The sequence below is a fragment of the Variovorax sp. ISS6 genome (assembly GCF_056523145.1).
Genome location: NZ_JAWRZC010000002.1, coordinates 579,851 through 594,651 on the forward strand (window position 1 = coordinate 579,851; position 14,801 = coordinate 594,651).

Annotated in this window: 15 protein-coding genes; 11 read left to right on the top strand and 4 right to left on the bottom strand. The window is 70.2% G+C overall.

The features are described 5' to 3' along the window. Positions 1-9 precede the first annotated feature (9 nt). The 10 genes from AC1HIL_RS34320 (at position 10) to AC1HIL_RS34365 (ending at position 10,297) form a co-directional block, all read left to right on the top strand. Positions 10-2,526: a DUF802 domain-containing protein gene (locus tag AC1HIL_RS34320; protein WP_479669009.1), complete on the top strand. Its 2,517-nt coding sequence runs from the start codon at positions 10-12 to the stop codon at positions 2,524-2,526. Beyond that, positions 2,526-3,200: an OmpA family protein gene (locus AC1HIL_RS34325; protein ID WP_413765235.1), complete on the top strand. Its 675-nt coding sequence runs from the start codon at positions 2,526-2,528 to the stop codon at positions 3,198-3,200. The genes AC1HIL_RS34320 and AC1HIL_RS34325 overlap by 1 nt, the downstream gene beginning before the upstream one ends. Next, complete coding sequence (locus AC1HIL_RS34330; protein ID WP_479669008.1) at positions 3,193-3,879, top strand: DUF2894 domain-containing protein; 687 nt, start codon at positions 3,193-3,195, stop codon at positions 3,877-3,879. The genes AC1HIL_RS34325 and AC1HIL_RS34330 overlap by 8 nt, the downstream gene beginning before the upstream one ends. A 132-nt stretch (positions 3,880-4,011) precedes the next feature. Beyond that, positions 4,012-5,001 carry an SMP-30/gluconolactonase/LRE family protein gene (locus tag AC1HIL_RS34335; protein WP_479669007.1) on the top strand — a complete coding sequence of 330 codons (990 nt, stop codon included), beginning with the start codon at positions 4,012-4,014 and terminating at the stop codon, positions 4,999-5,001. Then, the gene (locus AC1HIL_RS34340; protein WP_479669006.1) at positions 4,998-5,693 is read left to right on the top strand and encodes a GntR family transcriptional regulator; all 696 of its coding nucleotides are present in this window, start codon (positions 4,998-5,000) and stop codon (positions 5,691-5,693) included. The genes AC1HIL_RS34335 and AC1HIL_RS34340 overlap by 4 nt, the downstream gene beginning before the upstream one ends. A 54-nt stretch (positions 5,694-5,747) precedes the next feature. Next, positions 5,748-6,731: a Bug family tripartite tricarboxylate transporter substrate binding protein gene (locus AC1HIL_RS34345; RefSeq protein ID WP_296736081.1), complete on the top strand. Its 984-nt coding sequence runs from the start codon at positions 5,748-5,750 to the stop codon at positions 6,729-6,731. An 8-nt stretch (positions 6,732-6,739) separates the two neighbouring features. After that, positions 6,740-7,807, top strand: coding sequence for a hypothetical protein (locus AC1HIL_RS34350; RefSeq protein ID WP_296736077.1), 1,068 nt, complete (start codon positions 6,740-6,742; stop codon positions 7,805-7,807). Next, positions 7,804-8,910, top strand: a complete 1,107-nt coding sequence (locus tag AC1HIL_RS34355; RefSeq protein WP_296736075.1) for an isocitrate/isopropylmalate dehydrogenase family protein — start codon at positions 7,804-7,806, stop codon at positions 8,908-8,910. Before AC1HIL_RS34350 ends, AC1HIL_RS34355 begins: the two co-directional genes overlap by 4 nt. Continuing rightward, positions 8,903-9,991, top strand: coding sequence for a Gfo/Idh/MocA family protein (locus AC1HIL_RS34360; RefSeq protein WP_479669004.1), 1,089 nt, complete (start codon positions 8,903-8,905; stop codon positions 9,989-9,991). Before AC1HIL_RS34355 ends, AC1HIL_RS34360 begins: the two co-directional genes overlap by 8 nt. A gap of 21 nt (positions 9,992-10,012) precedes the next feature. After that, positions 10,013-10,297: a putative quinol monooxygenase gene (locus AC1HIL_RS34365; RefSeq protein ID WP_296736069.1), complete on the top strand. Its 285-nt coding sequence runs from the start codon at positions 10,013-10,015 to the stop codon at positions 10,295-10,297. 10 nt (positions 10,298-10,307) lie between these two features. Here the strand turns inward: AC1HIL_RS34365 and AC1HIL_RS34370 are convergent, their stop codons facing one another. Beyond that, positions 10,308-10,628 (bottom strand): ArsR/SmtB family transcription factor, encoded by a 321-nt coding sequence (locus AC1HIL_RS34370; protein ID WP_093345369.1) that lies wholly within the window; start codon positions 10,626-10,628, stop codon positions 10,308-10,310. A 100-nt stretch (positions 10,629-10,728) separates the two neighbouring features. On the opposite strand from AC1HIL_RS34370, the gene AC1HIL_RS34375 reads away from it, so the two are divergent. Continuing rightward, on the top strand, positions 10,729-11,820 hold the full coding sequence (locus AC1HIL_RS34375; RefSeq protein WP_296736064.1) for an NADH:flavin oxidoreductase/NADH oxidase: 1,092 nt from the start codon (positions 10,729-10,731) through the stop codon (positions 11,818-11,820). Positions 11,821-11,871: 51 nt separating this feature from the next. Here AC1HIL_RS34375 and AC1HIL_RS34380 read toward each other — a convergent pair whose 3' ends face one another. The 3 genes from AC1HIL_RS34380 to AC1HIL_RS34390 form a co-directional block, all read right to left on the bottom strand. Then, positions 11,872-14,004, bottom strand: a complete 2,133-nt coding sequence (locus tag AC1HIL_RS34380) for a tripartite tricarboxylate transporter substrate-binding protein (protein ID WP_296736061.1) — start codon at positions 14,002-14,004, stop codon at positions 11,872-11,874. Between the two features lie 70 nt (positions 14,005-14,074). Next, on the bottom strand, positions 14,075-14,479 hold the full coding sequence (vapC, locus tag AC1HIL_RS34385; RefSeq protein WP_296736058.1) for a type II toxin-antitoxin system tRNA(fMet)-specific endonuclease VapC: 405 nt from the start codon (positions 14,477-14,479) through the stop codon (positions 14,075-14,077). Further along, positions 14,480-14,710, bottom strand: a complete 231-nt coding sequence (locus AC1HIL_RS34390) for an antitoxin (protein WP_296736057.1) — start codon at positions 14,708-14,710, stop codon at positions 14,480-14,482. It abuts the gene before it with no gap. Positions 14,711-14,801: the final 91 nt, after the last annotated feature.

Consider the following 14,801-nt stretch of genomic DNA (forward strand, 5'->3'; position numbering starts at 1 on the left):
TGGATACACATGACCCGATTTCTCCATCACGCCGTGTTCGTCGCGGGCCTGGCCGTCGTCGGCTGGGTCGGCGCCGGCTACATCGGCACGAACACGCTGGCGCTGGCCGTCACCGGGCTCGTGGCCGCGTTCTACCTGATGGGCGGGCTCGAACTGCACCGCTTCCAGCAGGCCACGGGCTCGCTGGTGCAGGCGACGAACGCGCTGTCCGAGCCCCCGGCCAGCCTCGGCGACTGGCTCGCCTCGCTGCATCCCTCGCTGCGCAACGCGGTGCGCCTGCGCGTCGAGGGCGAACGCGTGGGCCTGCCCGGGCCGGCGCTGGCGCCCTACCTCGCGGGCCTGCTGGTGCTGCTGGGCATGCTCGGCACCTTCCTCGGCATGGTGGTCACGCTCAACGGCACCGGCGCGGCGCTGCAGGGCGCGACCGACCTCGAGGCGATCCGCGAATCGCTCTCGGCCCCGGTGCGCGGCCTGGGCCTCGCCTTCGGCACCTCGGTGGCCGGCGTGGCGGCCTCGGCGGCGCTGGGCCTGGTGTCGGCGCTGTACCGGCGCGAGCGGCTGCAGGCCTCGCAGGCGCTCGACGCGAAGATCGCGAGCACCCTGCGCGTGCACTCGCAGGCGCACCGGCGCGACGAATCCTTCAAGCTGCTGCAGCGCCAGGCCGACCTGATGCCCGAGCTGGTCGGCCAGCTGCAGGCCATGATGGGCGCGATGGAGCGCCAGACCCAGGTGCTCAGCGAGCGCCTGATCGGCAACCAGGCCGAGTTCCACGGCAAGGCCGAGGCGGTCTACGCCGGCCTCGCGAGCTCGGTCGACCAGTCGCTCAAGCACAGCCTGATCGAGAGCGCCCGCGTCGCCGGCGCCGCGATCCAGCCGGTGGTCGAGGCCACCATGGCCGGCATCGCGCGCGAGACCGCCTCGCTGCACGGCAGCATCGCGCAGACGGTGCAGCAGCAGCTCGAAGGCCTGTCGTCGCGCTTCGAGGCCAGCACCGGCCGCGTGGCCGACACCTGGCAGGGCGCGCTCGCCGCGCACCAGCGCACCAGCGAGGCGCTGTCGAGCGACCTGCGAGGTTCGCTCGAAGGCTTCGCGCAGAGCTTCGAGCAGCGCTCGACCGCGCTGGTCGATGGCGTGTCGACGCGTCTCGAGACCACGGTCGGCAAGGTGTCCGACACCTGGCAACAGGCGCTGGCGCGGCATCAGGAGACGAGCGACAGGCTCTCGGGCGACGCGCAACAGGCGCTGTCGGCCGCCGCCACGGCTTTCGAGGCGCATGCGGCCTTGCTGCTGCGCACCGTGGGCGACGCGCAGGGCGAGCTGCAGGCCGCGCTGGCCGCGCGCGACGAACAGCGCCTCGCGGCCTGGACCGAATCGCTGACCTCGATGGGCGCGGCCCTGCAGAAGGAATGGCAGCAGGCCGGCGCGCAGGCGCTGGTCCATCAGCAGAGGCTGCTCGACACCCAGGCCGATCTCTCATCGCGCGACGAGGAACGGCTGTCGGCCTGGACCCGCTCGCTCGCGGCGATGGCCGCGTCGCTGCAGCAGGAATGGCAACAGGCGGGCAGCCATGTGCTGGGCCATCAGCAGAAGCTGCTCGCAACGCAAGCCGACCTCGCCGCGCGCGACGAGGAGCGCCTCGCGGCCTTCACCGGCTCGCTCGAGGCCATGGCTGCGTCGCTGCGGCAGGAATGGCAACAGGCCGGCGCCCATGCGCTGAACCATCAACAGAAGCTGCTCGAGACGCAGGTCGACCTCTCGTCGCGCGACGAACAGCGCCTCGCCGCCTGGACCGGTTCGCTCGAGTCCATGGCCGCCTCGCTGCAGCGTGAATGGCGGCAGGCCGGTGCGCACAGCGCCGACCAGCAGCGCCAGTTGCTCGATGCGCTGACGAAGACCGCCGGCGAGATGTCGTCGCAGAACGAGGCGCATGCCAAGCGCACCGTCACCGAGATCGCGCAGTTGCTGCAGGCCGCCGCCGAAGCGCCGCGCGCCGCCGCCGAGGTGGTGTCGGAACTGCGCCAGAAGCTGTCGGACAGCATGGCGCGCGACAACGCGATGCTCGAGGAGCGCAACCGCCTGCTCGAGACGCTGGGCACGCTGCTCGACGCGGTCAACCATGCGTCGACCGAGCAGCGCAGCGCGGTCGACGCGCTGGTGGCGGCCTCGGCCGAGGCCATGGAACGCGCGGGCAGCCGCTTCGCCGAACAGGTGGAGACGCAGACCGGCAAGATGGCCGAGGTGGCCGCGCAGGTCACGGGCAGCGCGGTCGAGGTCGCGAGCCTCGGCGAGACCTTCGGCTTCGCGGTGCAGCGCTTCGGCGAATCGAACGACAAGCTGGTGGCGCACCTGCAGCGCGTGGAAGGCGCGCTCGGCAAGTCGATGGCGCGCAGCGACGAACAGCTGGCCTACTACGTGGCGCAGGCGCGCGAGGTCATCGACCTCAGCATCATGTCGCAGAAGCAGATCGTCGAAGACCTGCAGCAGATCGCCAGCCGGCAGCCCGCCGCCGTGGCCAGCGAGGCGTGATGCGCCAGGACATGGACATCGACGACGCCGGCCTCGACACCAGCGTGCCGGTCTGGGCCGTCTTCGGCGACCTGATGTCGGGCCTGCTCGGCGCCTTCGTGCTGATCCTGGTCTGCGCGATCGGCATGCAGCTCGACCTCGCGGCCAGGCTCGAATCCGAGGTCAAGCAGCGCCAGGCCGAGGCGCAGCGCCGGGAGGCGCTCGAGAAGGCGCTGGCCGGGCCGCTGGCCGCGGGCCGCGTCACGCTCAACAACGGGCGCATCGGCATCAGCGGCAGCGTGCTGTTCGCCTTCAACTCCGCCGACCTGCAGCCCGAGGGCCGGCAGGTGCTGCGCAGCCTCGCGGCGCCGCTGGCCACCTACCTGCGTTCGCGCGACGAGATCCTGATGGTGAGCGGCTTCACCGACAACCGCCAGATGCGCGAGGGCGCGCGCCTGTTCGCCGACAACTGGGAGCTCTCGGCCCAGCGCGCGCTGACCGTGACGCGCACGCTGATCGAGGAAGGCGTGCCCTCGTCCGCGGTGTTCGCCGCGGCCTTCGGCGCCGAACAGGCCGTGGCCTCGAATGCCGATGCCGATGGCCGCGCGAAGAACCGGCGCGTGGAGATGGCGCCGACGCCGCGGCCGTCGTATGCGGCGAGCACCACCGGCACTGCAGCGAAGGCCCGTGAGTAACGACGCGCCCATCGACGCGAACGACGACCCGCTCGCGGTCGTCGCGGCCTGGCGCGCGCGCGGGGCCGAGCGCTTCGATCCCGTGCGGCTGCATTTCATCGAGACGCTCGCGAAACGCACCGCGGCGCAGCGTGGCGAGGCCAGGCGGCTGCTCGACGAGCGGCTGCGGCAATTGCTGAGCGCGTATGGCGAGGACTTCGAGAAGGCGGTGCCGCAGGCGCCGGCCGCGGCGGCCCGGCCATTGCCACGCAGCGCGCTCGCCGAACTCGTCGAGCACATCGCGCGCCAGTCGCCGCTGTCCGAGGAAGCACCGGCACCCAGCGGTGGTGCCGTGCCGGCTCGCGCCACTTCAGCGAGCCCCGCACCGTCCGCCGCCGCCGCACCCGCCGAACTCAAGACCATGCGCTACTTCCGCGGCACCTGGTCGCGCCTGAGCGCCGATCGCCGGCTCACGCAGTCGCTCGCGAAGATGCCCGAGAACGCGGGTCCGCTCAATTCGCACCATCTCGTGCACCGCGCGCTGATCCTCATGCGCGACCTTTCGCCCGAGTACCTCAACCGCTTCATGACCTACGTCGACACCTTGCTGTGGGTGGAGCAGTTGCAGGCCAGCCAGGCTTCGGCGCCCGCGGCGCGGGCCGAGGGCGCCAGGAAATCCGGTCGCGGCAAGACGCCCTGAGCGGGCACTCCCCCCTCGAGCCCACGCGGCTCTCCAGCCTCATCGACCCGCTTCGTGACTTCGGGCGCATGCGCGTGCCCCGGGTTTACCCCAGATAGTGACGCGTGCATCAATGCATACATTAATAAATGCATGAGCACCCCACCACCTGACATCCCGCGCCTCTCCCCCGCCGGCGCCGCCTGGACCGGCACCGGCCTGCACCGCCCCGAGTGCGTGCTGGCCACGCGCGCTGGCGATCTCTACTGCGCCGACTGGCGCGGCGGCGTGACGCGCATCCACCCCGACGGCACCCAGACCACCTACCTCGGCCACGAGATCGACGGCGAGGTCCTCAAGCCCAACGGCATCGCGCTGCGCGCCGACGGCAGCTTCCTGATCGCCCACCTGGGCGCGCAGACCGGCGGCGTGTTCGCGCTCGAGCGCGACGGCCGGGTGCAACCGCTGCTGCGCACGGTCGACGGCCTCGACCTGCCGCCGACCAACTTCGTGCTGCCCGATGCACAGGGCCGGCTCTGGATCACGGTCAGCACGCGGCAGACGCCGCACGCGCTCGGTTATCGCCACGATGTGGCGGATGGCTTCGTGATGCTGGTCGACGCGCGCGGCGCGCGCATCGTGGCCGACGGCCTGGGCTACACCAACGAGTGCCTGGTCGACCGCGACGGCGCCTTTCTCTACGTCAACGAGACCTTCGGCCGCCGGCTCTCTCGCTTCGCGATCCGGCCCGGTGGTTCGCTGGGCGCGCGCGAGACCGTGGCCCGCTTCGGCGCCGGCACCTTTCCCGACGGCCTGGCGCAGGACGTCGATGGCGACTTCTGGATCACGAGCATCGTGAGCAACCGCCTGATCCGCGTCGGCCGCGACGGCGCGCAGTCGGTGCTGCTCGAAGACGCCGACCCGGCGCGCCTCGACGCGGTGGAAGACGCCTTCCAACAGCACCGCATGGGCCGCGAGCATCTCGACACCGTGCACGGCCACACGCTGCGCAACATCTCCAGCCTCGCCTTCGGCGGGCCCGACCTGCGCACCGGCTACCTGGGCTGCCTGCTCGGCGACACGCTGGCCACCGTGCGCATGCCGGTCGCCGGCCTGCCGCCCCTTCACTGGAACCACGCATGAACACCAAGCCCTCCACCACCGCCGCGGGCGCCGACACCACCACGCTCGTCGATGGCGCCTACCAGGCGATACGCCGCCGCATCCTCGACAACGTCTGGGCGCCCGGCTACCAGGCGATGGAGCAGGAGATCGCGCTGCAGCTCTGCATGAGCCGCACGCCGGTGCACGAAGCGCTGATGCGGCTGCATGGCGAAGGCCTGATCGAGGTGATCCCGCGCCGCGGCATGCGCGTGCTGCCGGTGTCGCCGACGGCCATGCGCGAGATCTACGAGATCCTCGGCGCGCTCGAGAGCGCCGCCGCCGAGAACCTGGCGCGCAGGAAGCCCGACGCGGCCGAGCTGCAGCCGCTGGTCGAGGCCACCGAGACCATGGCCGCCGCGCTGCAGGCCAACGACCTCGACGCCTGGGCGCGGGCCGACGAGTCCTTCCATGCGCAGCTCGTGACCATGGCCGGCAACAAGCTGCTGGCCGACGCGGTCTTCAACCACTGGGATCGCGCGCACCGCGCGCGCATGGTCTCGCTGCGGCTGCGGCCCGTGCCCCACAACTCGACGCAGGAACACATGGAACTGGTCGAGCGCATCCGCGAGGGCGACGCCGAAGGCGCAGCCCGCGTGAACCTCGAGCACCGCCGGCGCGCGAGCCGCGAGCTGCTGGCCATCTTCGAGCACTACCGCTTCCAGCATCTCTGATGCACCCCGGGGGCGCCATGCAGGGCCCCATCCAAAAATCGACAGGAGACAGACTTGAAACGCAGGACTTTCATCCGTGCGGGCGCCGCCGCGCCCCTGGCCGCGACACTGGGGCCGCGAGCCTTCGCGCAGAACGACTATCCCTCGCGCCCCGTGCGCATCGTCGTGGGCTTCTCGGCCGGCGGCGGCGTCGACCTGGTGGCGCGCCCGCTCGCGCAGCGGCTCGGCGAGGCGCTGGGCCAGGCCACGATCGTGGAGAACAAGGCCGGTGCCAACGGCAACCTGGCCGCGATGTACGTCGCCACCGGCGTGCCCGCCGACGGCTACACGCTGCTGCAGATGAACTCGGCAATGGCGACCAACAACCCCTTCCTCTACAAGTCGGGCGTGCCCAACTACCTCGAGGAGTTCACGCCGATCACCGGCATCACCGAGACGCCGCAGGCGGTCATCGTGCCGGCCTCGCTGGGAGTGAAGACGCTCAAGGAATTCGTGGCGCTGGCGCGCGCGCCCAAGACCGAGATGAACTTCGCCTCGGGCGGCGTCGGCACGCTGGCCCACATCGTGTTCGAGCTCTTCAAGAAGGAAGAGTCGCTGCAGATGGTGCACGTGCCCTACAAGGGCACCGGCCCGGCGATCCAGGACATGCTCGCGGGCCGCATGCACCTGATGATCGACAACGTGAGCCAGGTCAAGGGCCAGGTCGAGAGCGGCAAGCTGCGCGTGCTGGCCGTCACGGGACCGCAGCGCGTGTCCTACCTGCCCGATGTGCCGACCACCGCCGAGGCCGGCTTCCCCAAGCTGCTGGCCATCGGCTGGCAGGCGCTGCTGGCACCGGCCAGGACGCCGCCGCAGGTGCTGCAGAAGCTGCGCACCGCCGCCAGGAGCGTGGTCGACAAGAAGGACTGGACCGACTTCATGGCCGAGCGCGGCGCGGTCGCCAAATGGGCTTCGCCCGAGACCGTCACGCAGCGCATCAAGGACGAGAGCGCCGTCTGGGGCGAGGTCATCCGAACCGCGGGCATCACCGCAGACTGAAAGAGAGCATGAGCGACACCACCGTTTCGATCCAGGGCGACCAGATCCTCATCAATGGCCGGCCGACCTACGAGGGCCGCCGCTGGAAGGACCAGAAGATCCAGGGCCTGCTGTTCAACAGCCGCATGGCCAACGCCATCGCCGACGACGAGAACCCGAGCACGCGCGGCGTCTGGGCCTACCGCGACGGTCCGTGGGACGCCGATCGCAACACGCGCGAGTTCTGCGAGGCGCTGCCCGAGTACCGCGCGCACGGCCTGCTGGGCGTGTGCCTCAACCTGCAGGGCGGCAGCCCGCACGGCTACTCGCAGATCCAGCCCTGGACCATCAGCGCCTTCGAGGCCGACGGCACGCTCAAGGCCGCGTGGGCCGAGCGGCTGCGGCGCGTGCTCGAGGCCACCGACCGGCTCGGCATGGTGGTCGTGCTCGGCCTGTTCTACGGCCCCGCCACGCGCCACCTGGCCGACGAGCAGGCGGTGCGCCGCGCGGTCGACCAGAGCGTGGACTGGCTGGCGACGCAAGGTGCACGCAACGTGCTGCTGGAGATCGGCAACGAGATCGATCACACCGTCTACCACCACCGCATCATCGAGGCGCCGCGCTGCCACGAGCTGATCGAACAGGCACAGCGGCGCTCCGAAGGGCGGCTCGACACGCCGGCCGGCCGGCTGCTGGTGGGCGCGAGCCTCTTGAAGCCGCGCACCGACGCGCACAACATCATCGGCGCGAGCGACTTCCTGCTGCCGCACGGCAACCACGTCAACGGCCTCGCGGGACGCGAGCAGTCGAACCCCGACGGCATCCGGCTGCAGCTGCTGCGCCTGCGCAACTCGCCCGCCTACCGCGGCCAGCCGATCTTCTACAACGAGGACGACCACTTCGATTTCGAGCACGAGGACAACCACCTGCTCGCGGCCGTCGAGGGCTATGCGGGCTGGGGCTACTTCGACTACCGGCGCTCGCGCGAGAAGCTCGAGGACGGCTTCCAGTCGCTGCCGGTGGACTGGCGCATCGGCTCGGCGCGCAAGAAGGCCTTCTTCGGCAAGCTCAAGGAAATCACCGGGGGTGCGGCATGAAGGCCAGCCACCACATCGCCGTGCTGCCCGGCGACGGCATCGGCCGCGAAGTCATGGACGCGGCGGCCCAGGTGCTGCATGCGGCGGGCGCCAGGGCCGGCATCGGCTTCGAGCTCGACACCCGCCCCGCGGGCGCCCAGCACTACCTCGACAGCGGCGTCGCGCTGCCCGACGAGACCCTGGCCGTGTGCGAACGCGCCGACGCGATCCTGTTCGGCGCCATGGGCCTGCCGCACGTGCGCGGCAGCGACGGCACCGAGGTCATTCCGCAGCTCGACCTGCGCTTCCACTTCGACCTCTACGCGGGCGTGCGGCCGATCCGTACCTTCCGCGGACTGCGCACGCCGCTGTCGGACCCGCGCGCGCAGCAGATCGACCTGGTGCTGGTGCGCGAGAACACCGAGGGCCTGTTCTATGCGCGCGGGCGCGGCGATGCGCGCCGCGATGCGCAAGGCCGCACCGTCGAGGTCTTCGACACCATGCGCATCACGCGCCACGGCACCGACCGCATCTGCGCGTTCGCCTTCGAGCTCGCGCAGCGGCGCGCCGAGCGGCTGGGCCGCGCGGGCCGGGTCACCAACGTCGACAAGGCCAATGTCTTCGAGTCGATGGCCTTCTTCCGCGAGGTGTTCGAGGACGTCGCGTCGCGGCACCCGGCGATCGGTGCCGACAGCGCCTATGTCGATGCGATGGCGCTGAACCTCGTGCTCAAGCCGTGGAGCTACGACGTGCTGGTGACCGAGAACATGTTCGGCGACATCCTCTCGGACCTGATCGCCGCGCTGGTGGGCGGCATGGGCATGGCGCCCTCGGCCGACCTCGGCGAGCGGCATGGGCTGTTCCAGCCCGCGCACGGCACCGCGCCCGACATCGCGGGCCAGGGCAAGGCCAATCCCACGGCCATGATCCTGTCGGCCGCGATGATGCTCGACTGGCTGGCCGAGCGGCATGGCGACGCGCGCCTGGGCGACGCGGCACGCGGCATCGAGCAGGCCGTCGAGGCCGTGTTCGCCGGCGGCAGCGTGCTGCCCTTCGAGTTCGGCGGCGGCGACGGCACGCGCGCGATCACCGAGGCGGTGCTGGAGCAGTTGCGCCATGCCTGAGGCGCGCGGCGGCACACGCCACCGGGTTGCAGTGGTCGGCGCCGGCTACTTCAGCCAGTTCCATCTGCGCGCATGGCAGGCGCTGCCCGGTGTCGAGCTCGTCGGGCTCTGCGATGCGCAGCCCGAGCGCGCGGCCGAGGCCGCCCGCGGCTTCGGCGTGCCGCGCGCCTTCTCGCGCCTCGACGAGATGCTCGACGCCACGGCGCCCACGCTGCTGGACATCGTGTCGCCGCCGGCCAGCCATGCGACGCTGCTGCCGCAGGCGCTCTCGCATGGCATCGCGACCATCTGCCAGAAACCCTTCTGCACCGACTACGCGCAGGCACGCGAGCAGAGCGAACGCTTCGCGCGAGCCGGCGTGCCCTTGGTCGTGCACGAGAACTTCCGCTTCATGCCCTGGTTCCGCGAGGCCCGGCGGCTGATCGACACGGGACGGCTGGGCCGCCTGCACGGCGCGAGCTTCCGGCTTCGGCCCGGTGACGGACAGGGGCCACGCGCCTACCTCGACCGGCAGCCCTACTTCCAGCAGATGCCGCGGCTGCTCGTGGCCGAGACCGCCATCCACCTGATCGACAGCTTCCGCTTCCTGCTCGGCGAGGTGGCCGATGTCTCGGCGCGGCTGCGGCGCCTCAACCCCGCGATCCAGGGCGAGGATGCCGCCACGATCGAACTGGGCTTCGCCGGCGATGCCATCGGCCTCATCGACGGCAATCGCCTCAACGAACACCCGGCCGCGAACCAGCGCCGCACCATGGGCGAGATGTGGCTCGAGGGCGAAGGCGGCGTGCTGCGGCTCGATGGCGATGCGCGCCTGTGGCTCAAGCCGCATGGCGAGCCCGAGGCCGAACTCGCCTACGACAGCGGGCCGTCCAGCGAATTCGGCGGCGGCGCGGTGGCCGCCCTGCAGGCCCATGTGCTCGACGCGTTGGAGCGCGGCATCGCGCCCGAGAACAACGCCTCGGACTATCTGCAGAATCTGCGCATCCAGGAAGCCGTCTACCAATCCCACCGCAGCGGCCGGCGCATCCGCATGAGCGACTTCGAGCCTGCGGCCGATGCGCATCTGCGGCCGGTCTTCTGATCCATCGAGAATCCATTCGCCATGCACATCGTCACCGTCCACTTCCACATCGCCCCCGAACACCGGGAAGACTTCCTCCGCGAGATCAAGGCCAACGCCTCGCGCTCGGTCGAGCACGAGCCCGGCTGCCGGCAGTTCGACGTCTGCGTGGCGCCCGAGGACGCGGGCCATGTCTTCCTCTACGAGGTCTACGACGACCGCGCGGCCTTCGACGCGCATCTGGCGAGCGCGCACTTCCAGAGCTTCAACAGCCTGACGACGGACTGGGTGGTCTCGAAGCAGGTGCAGAGCTTCGAGCGGGTCTGAGGCAGCGCCCTCAACCCTGCTTCGCGGCCGGCTCCTGGGCCGCGAGCACGGCCTTCAGCAGGCCGGGAAAGCGCTTGTCCACTTCCTTGCGGCGCAGCTCGTTCACATGCGCGGGGCCGTCGGTGCGCGTGCGCACGATGCCCGCCTCGCGCAGCACCCGGAAGTGATGCGACATGCTCGATTTCGCCCGGCCTCCGCCCAGCGCGGCACAGCTGGCCTCGCCGCAACCGGCCAGCTCGTGCACCACGCGCAGCCGCTCGGGATCGCTCAGGGCATAGAGGACCTGGGTCAGCGAGACATCGTCGAGGGCCGGATGGTTGAGGCTGCGCATCGCGCGACCATAGCACGGATCGCGATTTGTCCTATTGTTCGATATTTATCGAACTAGAGTACTATCGAATCCTGTCATTCACACGTTCACCGGGGATCCGATGTCAAGCCTCTTCTCGCCTTTCACCCTGAAAGACGTCACGCTGAAAAACCGCATGGTCGTCTCGCCGATGTGCCAGTACTCCGCCGTCGACGGCGTGGTCAACGACTGGCACCACGTCCATCTGTCGGGCCTCGCGCGCGGTGGCGCGGCCCTGGTCATCGCCGAAGCCACGGCCGTCTCGCCCGAGGGCCGCATCACGCCCGGATGCGCCGGGATCTGGACCGACGCGCAGGCCGACGAATGGCGCAAGATCGTCGCCTCGGTCAAGGCCGCCGGCGCCGTGCCAGGCATCCAGATCGCCCACGCCGGTCGCAAGGCGAGCGCCAACCGGCCCTGGGAAGGCGACGACCACATCGCCGCCGACGACGCGCGCGGCTGGCAGACCATCGCCCCCTCGGCCGTCGCGTTCGGCGGCGGCCTGCCGAAGGTGCCCGAGGCCATGACCCTGGCTGACATCCAGCGCGTCAAGGCCGACTTCGTGGCCGCGGCCCGGCGCGCGCTCGACGCGGGCTTCGAATGGCTCGAGCTGCATTTCGCGCACGGCTACCTCGCGCAGAGCTTCTTCTCGACCTGGTCCAACAAGCGGACCGACGCCTACGGCGGCGACTTCGAAGGCCGCGCGCGCTTCCTGATCGAGACGCTCGCCGCCGTGCGCGAGGTCTGGCCCGAACGGCTGCCGCTGGCGGCCCGCTTCGGCGTGACCGAGTTCGCCGGCCAGGACGACCTCGAGGAAGGCATCGAGCTCGTGCGCAGGCTCAAGGCGGCCGGCCTCGACTTCATCGACGTCAGCATCGGCTTCTCGACGCCCACCGCGAAGATCCCGTGGGGCCCGGCGCTGATGGCGCCGATCGCGCAGCGCGTGCGCCGCGAAACCGGCCTGCCCGCCACCACGAGCTGGTTCATCAGCGAGCCCCGGCAGGCGGACGAGCTGGTCGCCGGCGGCACCGTCGACCTGGTCACGCTGGGCCGGCCGCTGCTCGCGAATCCGCACTGGCCGTACCGCGCCGCGCTCGAGCTCGGCGTGGACAAGGCGGCCTGGACCCTGCCGGCGCCCTACGCGCACTGGCTGGAGCGCTATCGGTCTTCGTGATTGCGGGGAGGATGGCCGCTGGCCGGGTTTGCGAGGGCATGTTCGCGGCCATCAACGCGCCGGCGAGGACAGCGCACGCATCCAGCGTTCGCGCTCTTCGTCCTCCAGCGCCAGCAAGCTCTCGGGCGAACCGCCTCCGCCGACCACCTGAAGGTCCTGCAGCTGCTTTCGCACCTCGGGCCTGGCGAGCACCTGAGCCACGGCTTCCTGCACGGTGCGATTGGACGCGGCATCCGAATTCGTCGGTGCCCAGAGGCTGAAATGGTCGTACGTTGCGTAGCCGCTCAAGGGCGCGCTCGAGGCCAGCGTCGGCCACGACACACCGTCGAAGCTCTGCGGGTGCGCCGGATCGGCGGTGGTGCCGAGCACGCGCAACTGGCCGCGCCGCACCGCAACCGCCACGCCGTTCACGGGCGCGAACAGCAGGTCCACCGCATGCGCCTTCGTGATGACGTCCGAGTCGGGGTACATGCCCTTGAAGACCACGCGTTGCACGTCGACGCCGCTCAGCGCACGGAACTGGCCGAAGGCGAGATGACCGGTCCAGCCGTCCTCGCCCGTGCCGATGCGCAGGCTGCCTGGGTGGGCCCGCGCGTAGGCGAGCAGGTCATCGGTGCTGTGAATGCCCAGTGCGTCGGCCCTCGCGCTGTCGATGGCCAGCACCAGCGGCTGCGACGCCAGCAGCGTGACGGGGCGAAGGGACTGCATCAGCGCATCGATCGGCGGGCCCTGGTGCACGCCTTCGATCCCTCCGCGCGGCAGCCTCAGCGCCGCGAGCAGGACCTTCTCGTTGCCGCCCTGCGTCATCAGCCGGCGGTAGTCGGCCTCGGTGGCTTGCGGCACATGATCGACCTGCACGCCGCGTCCCAGCAGCCTGGGCAGGTGACTCGCCAGCATCGCGGCATAGTGGCTGCTGCGGCCACCGGGCGGAAACGGCACGGTCACGTGCAGCGTGGGCTGCGGCACGACGGCCAGCCATTGCCCCGCATCGTCGAGCAGGCCGTAGCGAATCTCCCATGCACCGGCGGTGGACGTATTGCGCACCAGGGCTTCGGCCACCCAGTGGCGACCCATGCGATGGAATTGCCGAATGATCGGCCGCTCGTCCTGCCAACCGGGCGGCCGCCAGTCCTGGGGGAACGCGCCCGCGACGACGGCGTAGCCATGGCGGAACGCTCGCGCCTCCTGGAACTGCGGCGCGATCGCCCATTGGCCCTGCGCGTTCCGATAACCCCATCGACCGGTGTCCACGTCCTTGGCCGGCCGCAGTGCGGCGTCGGTGTTGCTGCCACGCAGCCGTTGCCAGCGGCACGCGCGCGGCGTGCTGGCGTTGCGCTGGCGATCGAGTCCGACGGCGGTGCACAGCCGGATGCGTCGCTGGGCCGTCGCGTCGGGCAGCCCGCCGAAGATGAACGGGATCACCATCCTGCCTCGCGCGTCGATGAGGCCCGAGCCTGTGGAGCCGGGTGTCGGCATCTGCAGCTGATAGTCCATCCATTGCGCGGTGGCGATGTCGCGCGGCGGCGGCGGCGTGCGCCACTGCCCCGCGGCATCGCGCAGGCCGGGCTGTGCGTAGACCGTGTCCACCTGCAGATCGGAAGCCGCTGACCCGGATTCGTCGGGCATCAGGTAGGAAAGAGCGGCGGGAGAGTCGATGGATGTCGTGTCCTTGCCGTCGCAACGCACTGGCGGCACGGCCCACTGCCCTTGCGCATCGATGCGCCCGATGCCCACGGTGGTCCGTGGACCACTCTCGGGCTTTTGCTCCACCAGCCACACCTTGAACGCGGGCTGGAGCGCGGTGCCGACGCCGATGATGCCGATGCTTTCCAGCCATGCGACCTGCCAGCGGCCATCGCAAAAGCTGCGCGCCGTCGGTGAAAGAAAAAGCACGCGCCCGTCGAGGGCGTCGAACAACGCGGGGGCGCGCTCGCTGCCTTGGCCCGGATTCAGACTCAGCCAACGCACGCGTTCGATGCGCTCCGGGGCGATGCCGATGGTGAACGTGAAGATGTCCTTCCAGGGCGGCGTTGGCGCATCCACTGGCCGCAACTGCCAAGTCGGCTGCATCGGCACCGCACCTGGATTGGCCTGCAGATCCTGGTAGCTAGGCGGCGCAGCGTTGGCCGAGCCGAGCGCGATGCAGAGCCACAGCAGGACTGCGAAGAGAGGCAGACGCTTCATCGGGCGGACGCGAAACAAGGGTCCTGCCTCGGGAGAGATGCTCGATGCCGCACGTTGGCTGCCACCCGAATCAGGCCCAGTTCTCGACCGACAGACCCTCGACGCGGCTGAACTCGCGCTCATTGTTCGTGACCAGGATCCACGCCTCGGCACGCGTATGGGCAGCGATCCATAGATCGTTGTTGCCGATCGGCCGGCCCTTGCGCTCGAGGTCGCTGCGAATCTCGCCATAGTGCTGCCCGACCGCCTTCGTCAGCGGCATGACCTGGATGACGCTTTGCAGCTGGTGCAATGCGGCCAGGGCTTTCGCACGGGCTTGGCTTTTTTCCGCCCCATGCTGCAGCTCGCCGAGCGTGATGACCGACATGGCCAGCGCGTCGGCGGGCAGTTGCTCGAAACGCGCTCGCACCTTGGCCGGGTTGTGCTTGGCGATGTAGATGCAGATGTTGGTGTCGAGCAGGTAGCGGATGGCCATTCAGAACCCGTCCCGTTCCTGGGGAGGCGCATCGCCGCGGCCGTCCGCCATGAAGTCCGGGGGCATTTCGGCGAGTGCGTCGAATATGGTCGCCGCGCTGGCCGGCAGTTCTCGCAGGACGACTTCGTTGCCGCGGCGAAAAATCTCCACCTGGTCGGAGGCGAATCGAAATTCCTTCGGCAGGCGGACCGCCTGGCTGTTGCCTGACTGGAAGACACGGGCATGGGTCATGGGCCCTCCTTTGTATATACAAAAAGTATATACGCCGTAAGCCTCCGAGTCAACGATCCTGGTCGGGCACGAAATGTCGCTGCTGGCCGGT